Annotated in this window: 14 protein-coding genes; 9 read left to right on the forward strand and 5 right to left on the reverse strand. The window is 41.5% G+C overall.

Annotated features, from left to right (window positions below):
- Positions 1–277: 277 nt before the first annotated feature.
- The 3 genes from F6K51_RS21690 (at position 278) to F6K51_RS21700 (ending at position 1,202) form a co-directional block, all read left to right on the forward strand.
- Positions 278–730: a hypothetical protein gene (locus F6K51_RS21690; RefSeq protein WP_293024052.1), complete on the forward strand. Its 453-nt coding sequence runs from the start codon at positions 278–280 to the stop codon at positions 728–730.
- Between the two features lie 65 nt (positions 731–795).
- The gene (locus F6K51_RS21695) at positions 796–1,068 is read left to right on the forward strand and encodes a hypothetical protein (RefSeq protein WP_293024055.1); all 273 of its coding nucleotides are present in this window, start codon (positions 796–798) and stop codon (positions 1,066–1,068) included.
- Positions 1,065–1,202 carry a hypothetical protein gene (locus tag F6K51_RS21700; RefSeq protein ID WP_293024058.1) on the forward strand — a complete coding sequence of 46 codons (138 nt, stop codon included), beginning with the start codon at positions 1,065–1,067 and terminating at the stop codon, positions 1,200–1,202. Before F6K51_RS21695 ends, F6K51_RS21700 begins: the two co-directional genes overlap by 4 nt.
- On the opposite strand, the gene F6K51_RS21705 is transcribed toward F6K51_RS21700, so the two are convergent.
- The gene (locus F6K51_RS21705) at positions 1,159–1,929 is read right to left on the reverse strand and encodes a hypothetical protein (RefSeq protein WP_293024061.1); all 771 of its coding nucleotides are present in this window, start codon (positions 1,927–1,929) and stop codon (positions 1,159–1,161) included. The two genes, F6K51_RS21700 and F6K51_RS21705, sit on opposite strands and share 44 nt — an antisense overlap.
- Positions 1,930–2,218: 289 nt before the next feature.
- Here F6K51_RS21705 and F6K51_RS21710 point away from each other — a divergent pair, with 289 nt between their 5' ends.
- Positions 2,219–2,365 carry a hypothetical protein gene (locus F6K51_RS21710; protein ID WP_293024064.1) on the forward strand — a complete coding sequence of 49 codons (147 nt, stop codon included), beginning with the start codon at positions 2,219–2,221 and terminating at the stop codon, positions 2,363–2,365.
- Here the strand turns inward: F6K51_RS21710 and F6K51_RS21715 are convergent.
- From F6K51_RS21715 to F6K51_RS21730, 4 genes are all read right to left on the reverse strand, one after another.
- Positions 2,324–5,044: a CHASE2 domain-containing protein gene (locus F6K51_RS21715; RefSeq protein ID WP_293024066.1), complete on the reverse strand. Its 2,721-nt coding sequence runs from the start codon at positions 5,042–5,044 to the stop codon at positions 2,324–2,326. The genes F6K51_RS21710 and F6K51_RS21715 overlap by 42 nt on opposite strands.
- A 38-nt stretch (positions 5,045–5,082) precedes the next feature.
- The gene (locus tag F6K51_RS21720) at positions 5,083–6,231 is read right to left on the reverse strand and encodes a DUF1822 family protein (RefSeq protein ID WP_293024068.1); all 1,149 of its coding nucleotides are present in this window, start codon (positions 6,229–6,231) and stop codon (positions 5,083–5,085) included.
- Positions 6,232–6,466: 235 nt separating this feature from the next.
- Entirely contained in the window at positions 6,467–7,876 is a 1,410-nt protein-coding gene (locus tag F6K51_RS21725) for a hypothetical protein (protein WP_293024070.1), read from the reverse strand.
- Complete coding sequence (locus F6K51_RS21730) at positions 7,873–8,025, reverse strand: hypothetical protein (RefSeq protein ID WP_293024072.1); 153 nt, start codon at positions 8,023–8,025, stop codon at positions 7,873–7,875. Before F6K51_RS21730 ends, F6K51_RS21725 begins: the two co-directional genes overlap by 4 nt.
- A gap of 65 nt (positions 8,026–8,090) precedes the next feature.
- On the opposite strand from F6K51_RS21730, the gene F6K51_RS21735 reads away from it, so the two are divergent.
- The 5 genes from F6K51_RS21735 to F6K51_RS21755 all read left to right on the forward strand — a co-directional run bounded on the left by F6K51_RS21735 (position 8,091) and on the right by F6K51_RS21755 (position 15,193).
- Positions 8,091–8,225, forward strand: a complete 135-nt coding sequence (locus F6K51_RS21735; protein WP_293024074.1) for a hypothetical protein — start codon at positions 8,091–8,093, stop codon at positions 8,223–8,225.
- Between the two features lie 21 nt (positions 8,226–8,246).
- Positions 8,247–11,180: a CHAT domain-containing tetratricopeptide repeat protein gene (locus tag F6K51_RS21740; protein WP_293024077.1), complete on the forward strand. Its 2,934-nt coding sequence runs from the start codon at positions 8,247–8,249 to the stop codon at positions 11,178–11,180.
- A gap of 5 nt (positions 11,181–11,185) precedes the next feature.
- Positions 11,186–11,626 carry a hypothetical protein gene (locus F6K51_RS21745; RefSeq protein WP_293024079.1) on the forward strand — a complete coding sequence of 147 codons (441 nt, stop codon included), beginning with the start codon at positions 11,186–11,188 and terminating at the stop codon, positions 11,624–11,626.
- The gene (locus F6K51_RS21750; RefSeq protein WP_293024082.1) at positions 11,580–12,035 is read left to right on the forward strand and encodes a PIN domain-containing protein; all 456 of its coding nucleotides are present in this window, start codon (positions 11,580–11,582) and stop codon (positions 12,033–12,035) included. Before F6K51_RS21745 ends, F6K51_RS21750 begins: the two co-directional genes overlap by 47 nt.
- 224 nt (positions 12,036–12,259) lie before the next feature.
- Positions 12,260–15,193 (forward strand): CHAT domain-containing tetratricopeptide repeat protein, encoded by a 2,934-nt coding sequence (locus F6K51_RS21755; protein ID WP_293024084.1) that lies wholly within the window; start codon positions 12,260–12,262, stop codon positions 15,191–15,193.
- The last annotated feature ends 94 nt before the right edge of the window (positions 15,194–15,287 follow it).

The raw sequence follows: 15,287 nt of genomic DNA on the forward strand, positions 1-15,287 counted from the left end.
TACTATAGCTTGGCCTTTGGCCAATTACATCGGATTACATCAGGTTGGGTTTGAAAACTCATTGACATAGATCATTTAAATAGCCGTGGATAGTATTTCTACGGCTATTTTTTTTTACTTTTGGTAGCGCTATTTTATTCCCAGTAATCAACTTTATGTAAATATTAATTTTTGTAAACAATATAAAAAATACGGAATTTTATAGTATAATTGATTTAAATGCTAACCGTTATATAAGTTAGGTTTCACTAAGATAAGCTTAACTATTAGTTTGATTATGAAGCTTGATACTCTTGTAGATTTTGGATCAATTGTCGGAGCTTTTTTGGCTGCAATAGGCTTCCTAGTTTCTTTAAGACAATTCAAGCTCAGTAGAACCATGTCTTATATGCAGCACTTGAGTGATCCCTCAATGATTGAAACAAGGGTTGATGTGGATGCTTGGTTAGACTCTTCAGATGATGATAACGCTCGCCTACTTCAGCTACAAGAAGATACTGAATTGCACATTAAAGTAAAAGTTTTCCTGAGTTTCTGCAATCAGATTTCTATTGCTTACCGATTTGGAGCAATTCACAATAAGATGGCATTTGATATTTGGAATCCTTTTATACCTTATTATTGGGACAGGTTAAGATTTTATATTGCTTGGCGACGTTCTCAGGGATATAGCATAGGTCATAACTTAGAAAAATTTGCCAGAGACATACGAAGTTTTAATATAAAATAGACATCTCCAATCCAAAAAAGCAAAAATTGTATTTTTTTTTATGTTATATTAAAATTTAATAACCCTTGCGCGCAGCACTACAAGTTATGAGTATGACAAATTACAATCAGGTACTTAATCAAATTCATTCTCTTAGTCTCTCTGACCAACTACGATTACTAGATGAATTAAAAGTCTTAGTTAATCAAGCGATAGAAGTAGAAGGAGATGAAGAAACCATTCCAATCACAGAAATTGTTCAAAGTCAAGAAGCTTGGAAAAATTATATATCAGGTAACGATAAAGGAATTTCATCTACAGATTTAAAACGTAAGTTATTAGGAGAAAAGTTTGATTGATAGACAAAGGAATGCAGCAAGGTCTTGGAGCTTTACCCCAAGACCTCACTCCTCCCTGTTCTCTACTCCCGACTCCCGACTCCCGACTCCCTATTCCCGCTCCTGCTTACAAAAAGCATGAGCCTTATTGTTAATCTTATCAAGAATATCAGTTACCTCAGCTGGAGGATTAGGCATCAGATAAATTTCCCGTAATGCATCTGACCAAAGTTGTTTGTTGATGAAATAGTTAATTCGTTTCAGAGCAATCTGATCAGCACTCGCATCTTGAGCTTTCAGATTACTTTCTAATGCAGTTAAGTCAGCGGTGATTTGATTACGCTTTTCGTCATTCATTAAACGAAAACTTCTCTTAGTAGGAAGTTCGTTTAAAGGAATTGTATTCCGCCAAAAGTAAGCTTTACCTGCTTGTAAGGGCTTCCCTTGATAAACGATATTAGTAGTAGTATGCTCTAAAGGTTGCTCCCACAATTGTTGATTACTACGCATTTTACGCACCTCAATACCTTTCATTTCTCCTTGCCATAGGAATAGGGGTTGCTCACTCCAAATTTCTAAGCTTCCTTTATGATTAGAATTCGGGTCAATATCTGATAGCTGACCAGGGGTGAGCATGCAGAGAGTTTGCTCGCTAGGATTATCATCTGTTGAGTTACCTCTTGTGCCCCCTTTACCTTTCTTCCTTCGCAATCTCTCCCAGATATCACCCCATTTTAACGTAATTAGCTGGCCTTGAGACTGGGATAACTGCTGATCAGACTGAGGTCTTTTTACTATTGCATTAATAGGCAGTGCAGAAGAACAGACTAGCACGACCATTGTTAGTAATAGTGTGGATTTGTTCTGAATTATTTTAGGCATAATATGCTTCCTGACTGATAAGTTAATGATTAAATAAAGCATTTATCGCAGTTATGATAATTGCTATATTTGACTAGGGATCCCCCCTAACCCCCCTTAATAAGGGGGGAACTTGATTCGATTCAAACATTCCCTTAATCAGGGGGGGAGCTGATTCGATTCAAACATTCCCTTAATCAGGGGGGGAGCTGATTCGATTCAAACATTCCCTTAATCAGGGGGGGAACTTGATTCCAGTAAACCATTCTTTTCTATTAGCTTTTGCCTTAACAGGATAAACTTTGTAATCATGAGTATAAGAATTGCTATAATGTTCCCGATTCCCGATTCCCGATTCCCTACTCCCTACTCCCTACTCCCTACTCCCTACTCCCTACTCCCTACTCCCTACTCCCTACTCCCTTTGCGTAACGCTATAGATCCTAAACACTACTAAAGGCATCAAAGTAGGTAGCAGCACCTTCAAAGAGATATAAATTTGTAGTGAAATCAAGCAATAAACTAACCAACAAAGCAAGCAAGCATTACCTAGATTGCTAAACCACCATTGCTGTTGCTCGGGATAATCCTGTTTAATTAACCTAAATCCCTTACCTAAAACAGCAGTTAGCAAAATCATCAAGGTATTAGGAATTGGTATTACCAGATGCTGGTAAAAAAGATGGTGGGCGATGTAACTATGGGCTTCACCACCAGTAAAGGATGATTTGCTATCGAACCAATCTCGCCAACCCTGTGAACGACGCCAGAAGGCTACCGGAAGGGGAAGCAGATTATTATCTTGCCCTTCTTGATCGACTCCCGCTTCTTTATATCCTCCTGAAGCAACAATCACAATGGTCTGGTTAAAGGTTAGAGGACGCTTAGTTAGTTTTGCCCCCCTAACCCCCCAATTTTGGGGGGTAATCATGTCAAAGTCCCCCAGAATTGGGGGATTTAGGGGGCTCGAACAGGAGCCTAATAACTCACAAGCAGAAATTCTTTGATAAACCTGCTCTGGAGGCAGGGAATAGTCAATAATCGGTTGAAACCATTGTAAGAAATATGCGATCGCAGGACTTTTGACCCTCCCCAACCAAGCCACTTGTGTATTAGTTTGTGTATCGGCTTGTGTATGGGAACCATTAACCAAATCAATCACTGAAGTCCTAAATTTCTGATTACTGTCTTGAAGCTCAGGTAATCCCATCGCTAATTGAGTAGTGCCGGAATCTTGATCACGTAAACAATAGGAAAGGACTAGTAAATAGCTAAACGGACAACTTTGATCACAATTATTGCTAGGTAACTCTACATACCAATCATAGGTTGTAATATCTCCCTCCATGGTTTGATTGAGGTTAGCAATTTGATCACTCACCCCATAATAATCAGCAGGATGGTCAGCTTCAATTGCTGCCCAAACTAACCACGTATTCCTGTTAATCGCTTCAGTAATTGATTGCCGTAACTGTTTACTATTATCTGGCTGTTGTTTGTCTTGATCTAGGATATAATCAAACCCAATTATCCGAGCCTTACTGGTAACTAATTTATCTAATATACTTGCTAAGTAACCATAATCCATATACCTGCCATCAACCAATTTAACGTTGTCCTGTTTAAGAGACTTGTTATCAATTTGAACTAACCGAACTGGAGACTGAACTGGAGAAGGATTAGCTTGCCACTGCACCTGCTGAGTAACCTGACGGTAACCAGCCTGTAACAAAAGACGAGATTCTAACAGTAAATCCTGAACAGGTGGGATTAAACTAACGGTTAACCATGCCGATAACCAAAGGGCTTCTTTCTTAGTAGGTAACCAATTTCTGAGACTGTGCCCTAAACCAAATGGTTCCAAACGAAACAGTACTGATTGGGGATGGCGAAATAAGGTAGGGATTAGGTAAGCAGAAGGATAGGTAAGATTTTGTTGGTCTTTGAGAAAAGCACAAGCATCCCGTAGCGCTTCATGAACATCCTTATACTCAGCCAAACTGTTGAGAAACTGGACAATAAAAACTTGAGCCACCTGATTGTGAATAGGTTCTGCCATTACCGCCACTTGAGGTAACCCTAAAGCAATTAGGGATTCCGCAATTGAGATACCATCACAAGAATTAAAAATAGCAAACTTTAGTCCATTAGCTATCCCTTGTTGGAGGGATTGTTTAATTTCCTGAATCCCTAGAGACGCATCAGGAGCAATATGTAATTCCCCACCAGTAAAGGCAGTTTCATTACTATGTCCAGCAAAAAATAAAATATCCCAACCCCTAGGATTAGTAATTTCCTTAACGATTTCTTGCTTAAGAGTACTAGAGTCTTTTTCTGGTTGCCAACCAATAAATTTGATTTCAGCCAGCTTAGACAGGTGAGCTAACGCCTTGCGGTCTTCTTCAAAGTCTAATCCTTTTTCATCACCTAAGATAGCCAACACTCTGGCTCGGCGACGGATTGAATAAATAATTTTATTATGACTAATTCCAGCATGGATAGTTTTAGAAACCCGAGCAATCCGGATAGTTCCGAATCCCGATAAATTCGTCCTAGTAGTAGTACTAATTTCCCAAGCTTCCCAAGGTAAGCGAGTTAATTCAGGACAGTTACAGGTGAGGAGAATATCAACCCAATACCGACGATTAATAGACGAATCCGTAGCTGCCTTAGCAATTTCCTCACGAATCTCATATAACTCTCCATCCCGTAACCAACTATGAAATATTGATAAAAACCTAGCTTCTGCTTCCCGCAACAGGCCAGCCGGATCTTTCATAACGGTAAGTCTACCACTTTTTGGGACTTTACCTCGCAAATTTTTGTAACAATTAATGTAAGCCTGTTTCCAGTCTTGGTAACCTTGATCAAGGTCTTGAGGATAATCTACTATGGCAGCAATAGTCTTACCGTTTTCCCAAGATAACTCAAAGTTACATCCTGACTTGATTTTGATGACTTTAAGGTTAAAAATATTACTTTTCATGTTACTTATATAGCGTTTTTGAATTAGGTGAGGTACAAATCTTTGGGTTTTAGGGAACAGGGAACAGGGAACAGAGAACAGCGAGCCCGTCCCTAACTCCCCACACTCCCCGCGCCCCCGCCCCGCGCCCCCGCCCCACACTTCCCACACTTCCTACTCCCTACTCCCTACTCCCTACTCCCTACTCCCTACTCCCTACTCCCTTTAAATTCAAACAACATCGACATTTGTGCTGTTTCATCAGCAGTGGTAATTGTAGCTAGAAACTTTTCATGATTAGCTCCTACAAACTGAGTAAATAAATAGTCGTCATTAGTGGTCAATTCCTGTTGATACAAGACCATAGTAAAATCAGTAATACGCAATTTTATCCCCGAAGGTGGAGTATTACCTGGGCTAGCTCCCAGGATTAGCACTATAGTCCAATCTCCCTCTGGTTCAAACTGGGGTAATTGCCAAGTTATAGCATAAAGACGCAGTGGAATTCCAGCTAGTTGGAAATCTCGATAACTACGGACAGCAGCAGCAGGAATTTCGATATCAATAATAGTTAGAATCTCAGCTAATTCTTGGGCTGGGTTACGACTAAACCGCAATGCTGGGGAAGGTGCTGGTAATAGTTGCCAAGATAACTCTTGAGCTAGTTCATCAATTTGATTATATAACCATTGTCCCACATTAATTGCTTGTTGATTCAGGATTTCGATTACGTCTTTAATATAATCCTGACTGGGCTGTGGTATTTCTGGTAAAGGAATTTCCTCAGGAGATAGACATTGTAAATCCAGTAGTAAGTCGTCTCCACTCATAGTAAACCTAGATAAAGGGAGCTCGTAAGTCTGATCAGAGCCAACAACTAGATTACTAATATCTTTGACTAACTGGTCGTATCGATTTACCCCTTTAATACCAGCAATCCCTAAGTCATCATCAATGGCAATCACCACATAAAAATGAGCAGTGAATTGGGGAATAGTAACAATAGCTTGAGGCAGATTTACGAAGGGGTCACTAAATCCAAAGCTAGGAATAATGCAAATATTGAAATCTCCTACCTGTAGATTACACACAGCATTAATAACTTTAGCAATAGCTTGAGATAATTCAGAATTTACTAAAACATTAGCTGCCCGTTCTACCCGTAAACTTGGCTCTCGTTTTTCCAGCCAATCTTCAAAGACTAGTAAGGCTAACTCTTGGAGATAGATAGCTAATGTTCCTGATGTTTCCGCTATCTGGTTGGCAATATCCAGAGCTTGTTGTTGTTGTTCTAATTCCAGCGTTAGGGTTTCGGTTAATGCTGGAAAGGAAATCAGTTCTGTAGATGTATCTAGCATTTTTTTAGTACAGCAGTTTTCAATTGGGTGAGGTACAAATTCTTTGGTTTTAGGGAGCAGGGAGCAGGGAGCAGGGAGCAGGGAAGAGGAAAGTCAGAAGTGTAAAGAGGTAAAAAATACTTTCTATTTCATAGCTATTAAAAACGCTATAAAAGTTTTTGATATAATTCAAACTCGACAGTTTTGATCATAATAATGACGTCCAGTTAAATTTATTTTTCCTACTCCCTACTCCCTACTCCCCACTCCCGATTCCCGATTCCCGATTCCCCACTCCCTTTTTTAATATTTTACATAAAGTCCTAGAAAAATTACTAGAGAGTTTGTATTGGTTTTTAACAAAGGTTTCTTTCATAGCTGCAGTCATAATCCGGTTAATTTCTTCTTCCACAAACTGACTAATTCGTTGCTCTAATTCTTTAACCTCTTGTGCAGAAGCGTAGGCTTGGCCTAACTCCACGAGTTGGTGATGTAATCTTACGGAAGTGCGTCTAGCAATATCAGCCCGAAAGGCTTTCAGGTCTAGCAAGCGACTGACTTGATATTGAGCAGTTAAGCCGATTTGGGCAGCAATCTTAGTCATAGTAACATGCTGACATTGAAATAAATCTAGTGCTTCTAAAAATTGCTGATGTCTTGGCTTTTGTTTACGACTTAGATAAGTCACTCGGTTTTGAATAACCTCTTGAATAGCAGTAGTTAAACAATCCTGTAGTAATTGGTCATAGGCAGCTAATACCTCGTCTTCCTCCTGATTGTTACTTGTATCATCAGCTGCTAATTGATGCTCAAATTTTCCTAAAGCTTGAGTGGGGACATTCCTGCCACGATTTCGTTTATAGTCTCGAATTAGCTGAGCTAAGGTTTGTAACTCAGTAAGCACTGCTTCTGGAGATAGTTGTCCTATCAGCTGTAATTGCTCTTTCCTAGGAATTGGGTAAGGAGTTGTAAGTTTACCTAAGCCTTGTTGTTGTCGTTGTTGGTTAATTTGATTACGCTCTGCTTGCAGTTGACGTACATAAACCGTTTGATAACTTTCTAATAACTCACGATAGTGGTTAATTTCTTGATCAGTTAGCTGATGAAACTCCGATAGAATACGGTTTAGTTTACCAGGAGTAGTTTGTTTCAGTAATAACCAATCCGTTACCTGCTCAATTCCATGGTAGAGTAAAAATTGTTTTACCTCCCTATGGGTTTTCACTAGTCTCTTTGTCCAGGAAAATAAGCTACTTTTATCTGGGTCAAAGGTTTGTAAACTATAAGTAATTATAAAATTATCTCCCCCTAGTTTATGGCCTTGATCGGGCTCAGGATAACGGTCAAGGACTAATGGCAGTAGGTCATCCATGGTAAAATTATGGTGCTGACCAAATTGCTCTACTAACTGATAACAAACCTCCTTGATTTGGTGAGAAACTAAACAACGTAGACAAACCTCAGCCAGCTCAAGGTCGTCGTCTTGGGTGTGATAACGTTGCCACAGTCTGCTAATCAGGGCGTGGTCTATGGTGTCTTCACCTGTAGACAAAGTAAGAGCTTGGGCACTGATAAATTCCTTAGCCTCTTCTATCGGTTTAGTTTGATGTTGACCCAAACGATTAATATAATTGAGTGTCCAGTATTTGGCTAAGCTGGTCTTCATGAGGGAGGAGGGAGTAGGGAGTAGGGAATACAATTTAGATGTATCTCACGCTTACTACGAAATGCTATATATAGCAATCTCCCCCGACAAGAGAACCAAATGTCATTCTTACCTATCTGGTAACTATCCGAACCTATGCATTCTGTCAAAAAAACTGGGCTTGAAGTGTATAAGTGAAGGGTAGGACGTAGGTCTGAGGAGTATTAGTTTTTCCTTGTATAGTCAGGTACATCTAAATTTTATTCCCTGTTCCCTGTTCCCTGTTCCCTACTCCCTACTCCCTGCTCCCTACTCCCTGCTCCCTGAATCATTGCATAGGTTCAGGAATCTCTCAGATATGACCAAATAGGGAATAATTGAATATCCTATTATGAAACTTAAGCACGTCTTATGGTTGGGACTTCTCACTCTCTGCCTCACCCCTGGAGTACTCCTGGTTTTGGCTAGATTCCTCACTTTACCACCAGTGGCTCAAGAACAAAACACGGTTAGCCCAGAGCAAGAGGGGAATTTAGCCCCTAGGGATGCCATAGTTCAAGTAGCCATTAATCAAGCAGAGGCGGACAAACTATTTAAGCAAGGACTTAGTCACCTTCGTCGCAGTAAGTTCCCAGAAGGATTAGAGTCTTGGCAGCAAGCATTGGTGATTTATAATCAAATCAGAAACCGCAAGAGTGAAGCTAAGTCCCTGGGCAATCTGGGTCTTGCATACTATCATGTGGGAGACTACAAAAAAGCGATTGATTACTACCAACAATCGATAGCTATTCATCGGGAAATCGGAGACCACAAGGGTGAAGCTAACTCCCTGACTAATCTGGGTCTTGCATACAAGAATCTGGGACAGTACCAAAAAGCGATTGATTACTACCAACAATCGATAGCTATTAAAAATAAAATCGGAGACCGCTTGGGTGAAGCTTGCTCCCTGACTAATCTGGGTCTTGCATACGATAATCTGGGAGAGTACAACAAAGCGATTGATTACCACCAAAACTCCTTAGCTATTGCTAGGGCAATCGGATACCGTGAAGGTGAAGTTAACTCCCTCAATAATCTCGGTGGTGCATACGGTTATTTGGAAGACTTAAAAAAAGCCATTGATTACCTCGAACAATCTTTAAATATTGCTAGGAAAATCGGATACCGTAAGGGTGAAGCTATGTCCTTGCATAATCTGAGGAATGTATACTTTAATCTGGGAGACTATAAAAAAGCAATTGATTACTACCAACAATCCATAGCTATTAAAAGGAAAATCGGAGACCGCTTGGGTCAAGCTAACTCCCTGAATAATCTCGGTAGTGCATACGGTCATCTGGGAGACTACTCTAAAGCAATTGATTATTACCAACAATCCATAGCTATTAAAAGGAAAATCGGAGACCGCAACGGTGAAGCTGCCTCCCTGAATAATCTCGGTAGTGCATACGGTCATGTGGGAGACTATCAAAAAGCAATTGATCATTACCAAAAATCCTTAGTTATTGATAGGGACATCGGAGACCGCAACGGTGAAGCTGCCTCCCTGAATAATCTCGGTAGTGCATACCGTCATGTGGGAGACTATCAAAAAGCGATTAATTACTACCAAGGCTCCTTAGCTATTGCTAGGGATATCGGAGACCGCCTGGGTGAAGCTTACTCCCTGGGTAATCTGGGCAATGTATACATTAATCTGGGAGACTACTTTAAAGGGATTGATTACCACCAACACTCTTTAGCTATTCAAAGGGAAATCGGAGACCGCCTGGGTGAAGCTAACTCCCTGATTGGTCTGGGTATTATATATGATAATCTGGGAAAGTATAAAAAAGCCATTGATTACCAGCAAAACTCTTTAGCTATTGCTAGGGAAATCGGAAACCGCAAGGGTGAAGCTAGCTCCCTAAATAATATCGGTGCAACCTTCTTAAAAAAGAATCATTTAAAACAAGCCCAAACTCACGTGTTTGATGCTATTCAAATTTGGGAAGATATCCGCCAAGACCTCGGTAACGAAGATGATTGGAAGATTTCTATTTTTGAACAACAATCTCGCAGCTATCGTCTCTTACAACACGTCTTGATTACTCAAGGTCAACCAAGACAAGCCTTAGAGATTGCCGAACGGGGTCGCAACCGCGCTCTGATTGACTTATTAGCGGCACAGTTATCTGAAACTCCTCAAAAAATCAAAGCTCCTACTCTTAAAGATATTCAAGAGATTGCTAAACAACAACAAGCCACTTTGGTGGAATATTCCATTGTTGATGACCAAATTTATATTTGGGTGATTGCTCCCACTGGTGAGATTACCTTCCGTAGTAATACCTTACCCCAAGATACTACTCTGGCCGAACTAGTCAAAGTCAGTCGTCAGCAAATTGGTGTCAGAGGTCGAGGTAATCAAAATGCTGCTTCACTACAAAACCCTAAGGATATTAATCGACTAAACCAACTCTACCAACTCCTGATTACTCCGATTGTTGACTTATTACCAATAAACTCATCAGACCGTGTTATTTTTATTCCCCATCAAGCACTATTTCTGGTTCCCTTTGCTGCTCTGCTAGATGATAATCACAAGTATCTGATCGAAAAGCATACCATTCTCACTGCTCCTTCGATCCAATCCCTGTCGTTTACCCGTAAAAATTGGCATCGAGTCCAAGACAGCAACGGAACACCATTGATTGTGGGTAATCCCACCATGCCCAAAATTAATGTAGGACGGGAACAAAAACCGTTACCCGCTCTACCGGGTGCAGAAACAGAAGCCTTAACCATTGCTAAATTGCTGAATACCACCGCTCTGATTGGAGCAGAAGCAACAGAATCAACCATTGTGGAAAAAATGGCCAATGCTTCGGTTATCCATTTAGCCACCCATGGTTTAGTCGATGGTATTTATTATCGAGGTGCGATCGCATTAGCTCCTGAGGAACCAGACCATGATGGCTTTCTCACCAGTCGTGAAATTCTGATTGGTTACGCAGGACCGGAAAAATCCTTATTGAAAGCAAAGTTAGTGGTTCTGAGTGCTTGTGATACTGGTAGGGGTGAGATTAAAGGGGAAGGAGTAGTTGGTTTATCCCGTTCTTTGATTGCCGCAGGTGTACCCAGTTTGGTGGTGTCCTTATGGCAAGTGCCTGATGATGATACGGCCAAGTTGATGACGGAGTTTTACACGAATATTTACACCCACAAATTCGATAAAGCCAAAGCCATGCGAGAGGCGATGTTATCGATGCTCAATGATGGAGATGGTAATCCAGACCCGAAAGCTTGGGCGGCTTTTACGGTTATTGGTGAAGCGAGGTAGAGAATTTGGGGAGTCGGGAGTCGGGAGTCGGGAGTCGGGTGTGGGGAAAGTTCGGAACTCTTGCCCCTATTGCCTATTGCCTTTTGCCTCTTGCCTATTCCTGTTCCCTGCTCCCTATTCCCTGTTCCCTATTCGCTGTTCCCTATTCCTATACAATAGAATTATCATTCCATCGGGAGGTGTTTATGGGTAAAGAAGAAGAACTACTTAAACACTGGCGAGAACTGGCACCGGAAAAACAGCAAAAAGTTTTGGAGTTTGTTGAACTCCTTAAATCTGAGTCAGAAACAACACCCCCTCAATCGGATTTTGTACCAAAAACTCCCTTAGCCCAAAAATTATGGGAAATTCGACAACGAGCAATTGCTGCTGGCTTACGACTGCTCAACGAAGAGGACATTGAACTGGAATTGGCTGCACGTCGAGGTGGATGGAGTGACTCGTAAGAAGACTTACATAGACTCTGGTGTACTGATTACCGCTTTTCAAGGCATTGAGTCAATCAGCATTAGAGCCAATCAAATTCTTAACGATGAAAATCGGGAGTTTGCCTCAAGTCGCTTCGTGCAGTTAGAAGTCTTGCCTAAAGCAATTTTTAACAAGCAACAAGATGAAACAGAATTTTACGAAACCTTCTTTAATGCTGTCAACCATTGGGCAACTGACTTAGAGCAAATTCTCCAAAATGCCCAACAAATTGCCTGTACCTATGGTTTAGCTGGGATGGATGCGATTCATGTAGCAGCTGCACTGCAAATTAAAGCAGATCAACTGATCACAACTGAAAAGCCAACCAAACCAATGCATCGAGTAATGGAAATCGAGATTATTTCAATATATAGCACTCCTCAATGATTCGTAAAATATAGTGGCCGAAGCTATCCCTATAACCCTTGTCCAGCTATAATGCGATCGCTATTTTTATAGTAGTGGCGTAGGGTGTGTTTGGGACAGCCCGTCCCGTAACGCACCACTACCGAGTCCCGACTCCCTACTCCCTACTCCCGACTCCCTGAATCATTGCATAGGTTCAGAAATCTCTCAGATATGGCCAAGTAGGGAATAATTCAATATCCGATATGAAACTTAAGCAAGTCTTATGGTTGGGACTTCTCACTGTCTACCTCACCCCTGGGGTACTCCCTGTTGTGGCTAGTTTCCTCACTGTACTAGCACTGGCTCAAGAACAAAACACGGTTAGCCCAGAGCAAGAAGGAACTATAACCCCTAGTGATGCCATAGTTGAAGTAGACAGTAAGCAAGCCGAGGCGGACAAACTATTTCAGCAGGGAATGAGTCACGTTCGTCGCAGTGAGTTCCCAGAAGCATTACAATCTTGGCAGCAAGCATTGGTGATTTATAAACAAATTGGATACCGTAAGGGTGAAGCTAACTCCCTGTATAATCTGGGTGTTACATACTATCATCTGGGAAACTATAAAAAAGCGATTGATTCCCTCCAAAACTCCTTAGCTATTGCTAGGGAAATCGGACACCGCAAGGTTGAAGGTGCCTCCCTAATTGGTCTGGCTACTACATACCATCATCTGGGAGAGTACAAAAAAGCGATTGATTACTACCAACAATCAATCGCTTTTCAAAGAGAAATTGGAAACCGCAAAGGTGAAGCTAACTCCCTGTATAATCTGGGTAATGCATACCGTACTCTGGGAGAGTACAAAAAAGCGATTGATTACTACCAACAATCGATAGCTATTGCTAGGGAAATCGGTTACCGCCTGGGTGAAGCTAACTCCCTGGGTAATCTGGGGAATGCATACTATCATCTGAGAGAGTACAAAAAAGCGATTGATTCCCTCCAAAACTCCTTAGCTATTGCTAGGGAAATTGGAAACCGCAAAGGTGAAGCTAACTCCCTGTATAATCTGGGTGTTACATACTATCATCTGGGAAACTATAAAAAAGCGATTGATTACCACCAACAATCGATAGCTATTAAAAGGGAAATCGGAGACCGCCAGGGTGAAGCTGGCTCCCTGAATCATTTGGGTAGTGCATACGTTCCTCTGGGAGACTATAAAAAAGCCATTGATTACTACCAACACTTCTTAGCTATTAAAAGGGAAATCAGAGACCGCGAGGGTGAAGCTGACTCCCTGAATAATCTGGGTATTGTATACTATCATCTGGGAAAGTACAAAAAAGCGATTGATTACCACCAACAATCATTAACTATTGCTAGGGAAATCGGAAACCGCCTGGGTCAAGGTCATTCCCTGAATAATCTGGGTGCTACATACAGTCAACTGGGAGACTATAAAAAAGCGATTGATTACTACCAACAATCATTAACTATTGCTAGGGAAATCGGAAACCGCCTGAGTCAAGGTAATTCCCTGAATAATCTGGGTAGTACATACGATAATCTGGGAGACTATAAAAAAGCGATTGATTACCACCAAAAATCGATAGCTATTGCTAGGGATATCGGAGACCGCAAAGGTGAAGCTGCCTCCCTGGGTAGTCTGGGTATTGCATACGATAATCTGCGAGACTACAAAAAAGCGATTGATTACTACCAAAAATCGATAGCTATTGCTAGGGATATCGGAGACCGCAAAGGTGAAGCTGCCTCCCTAAATAATCTCGGTGTTACCTTATTAAAAATAAATCAACTAGAACCAGCCGAAATTCACCTGTATGATGCCATTAAAATTTTGGAATATATCCGCCACTTCCTCCGTAACAAAGATGATTGGAAGATTTCTATTTTTGAAGAACAAGCTCGTAGCTATCGTCTTTTACAACAGGTATTGATTGCTCAAGGAAAACCAAAACAAGCCTTAGAGATTTCCGAACGGGGTCGCAACCGCGCTCTGATTGATTTATTAGCGGCACAGTTATCTGAAACTACTCAAAAAACTAAAGCTCCTACTCTTAAAGACATTCAAGAGATTGCTCAACAACAACAAGCCACTTTGGTGGAATATTCCATTTTTGGTGGCCAAATTTATATTTGGGTAATTGCTCCCACAGGTGAGATTACCTTCCGTAGTCATACCTTACCCGAAGATACCACTCTAGCTGAACTAGTCAAAGTCACTCGTGATTATGTCGCTGTCAGAGGTAGAGGTAATCAGAATCCTACTTCACCACCAAACCCTAAGGATAGTCATCCACTAAACCAACTCTACCAACTCCTGATTACTCCCATTGTTGACGTATTACCTGAAAGCGAATCAGACCGTATTATTTTCATTCCCCATCAAGCACTATTTCTGGTTCCCTTTGCTGCTCTGCTAGATGATGACGGAAATTATCTAATCGAAAACCATACCATTCTCACTGCTCCTTCGATCCAATCTCTGTCGTTTACCCGTCAACATTGGCATCGAGTCCAAGACAGCAACGGAACACCATTGATTGTGGGTAATCCCACCATGCCCACCATTACAGTAGGACAGGAACAAGAACCGTTAAAGTCTCTATCGGGTGCAGAAACAGAAGCCTTAACCATTGCTAAATTGCTGAATACCACCGCTCTAATTGGAGCAGAAGCAACAGAATCAACCATTGTGGAAAAAATGGCCAATGCTTCGGTTATCCATTTAGCCACCCATGGTTTAGTCGATGGTATTTATTATCGAGGTGCGATCGCATTAGCTCCTGAGAAACCAGACCATGATGGCTTTCTCACCAGTGATGAAATTCTGATTGGTTACGGACTACCGGAAAAATCCTTATTGAACGCAAAGTTAGTAGTCCTGAGTGCTTGTGATACTGGTAGGGGTGAGATAAAAGGGGAAGGGGTAGTGGGTTTATCCCGTTCTTTGATTGCCGCCGGTGTACCCAGTTTGGTGGTGTCCTTATGGCAAGTGCCTGATGATGATACGGCCAAGTTGATGAGGGAGTTTTATACGAATATTTACACCCACAAAATGGATAAAGCCAAAGCCATGCGAGAGGCCATGTTATCGATGCTCAATGATGAAGATGGTAATCCAGACCCGAAAGCTTGGGCGGCTTTTACGGTTATTGGTGAAGCTAGGTAGGACGTGTGGGGTGTGGGGTGTGGGGTGTGGGGTTTGGGGTTTGGGGTGCATCTCATTAAAGCTGTTGGACCCGGTGGTGCGTTACGGGCCGGGC

Origin of the sequence: Moorena sp. SIO3I8 (genome assembly GCF_010692325.1) — a bacterium.
Classification (GTDB): domain Bacteria; phylum Cyanobacteriota; class Cyanobacteriia; order Cyanobacteriales; family Coleofasciculaceae; genus Moorena.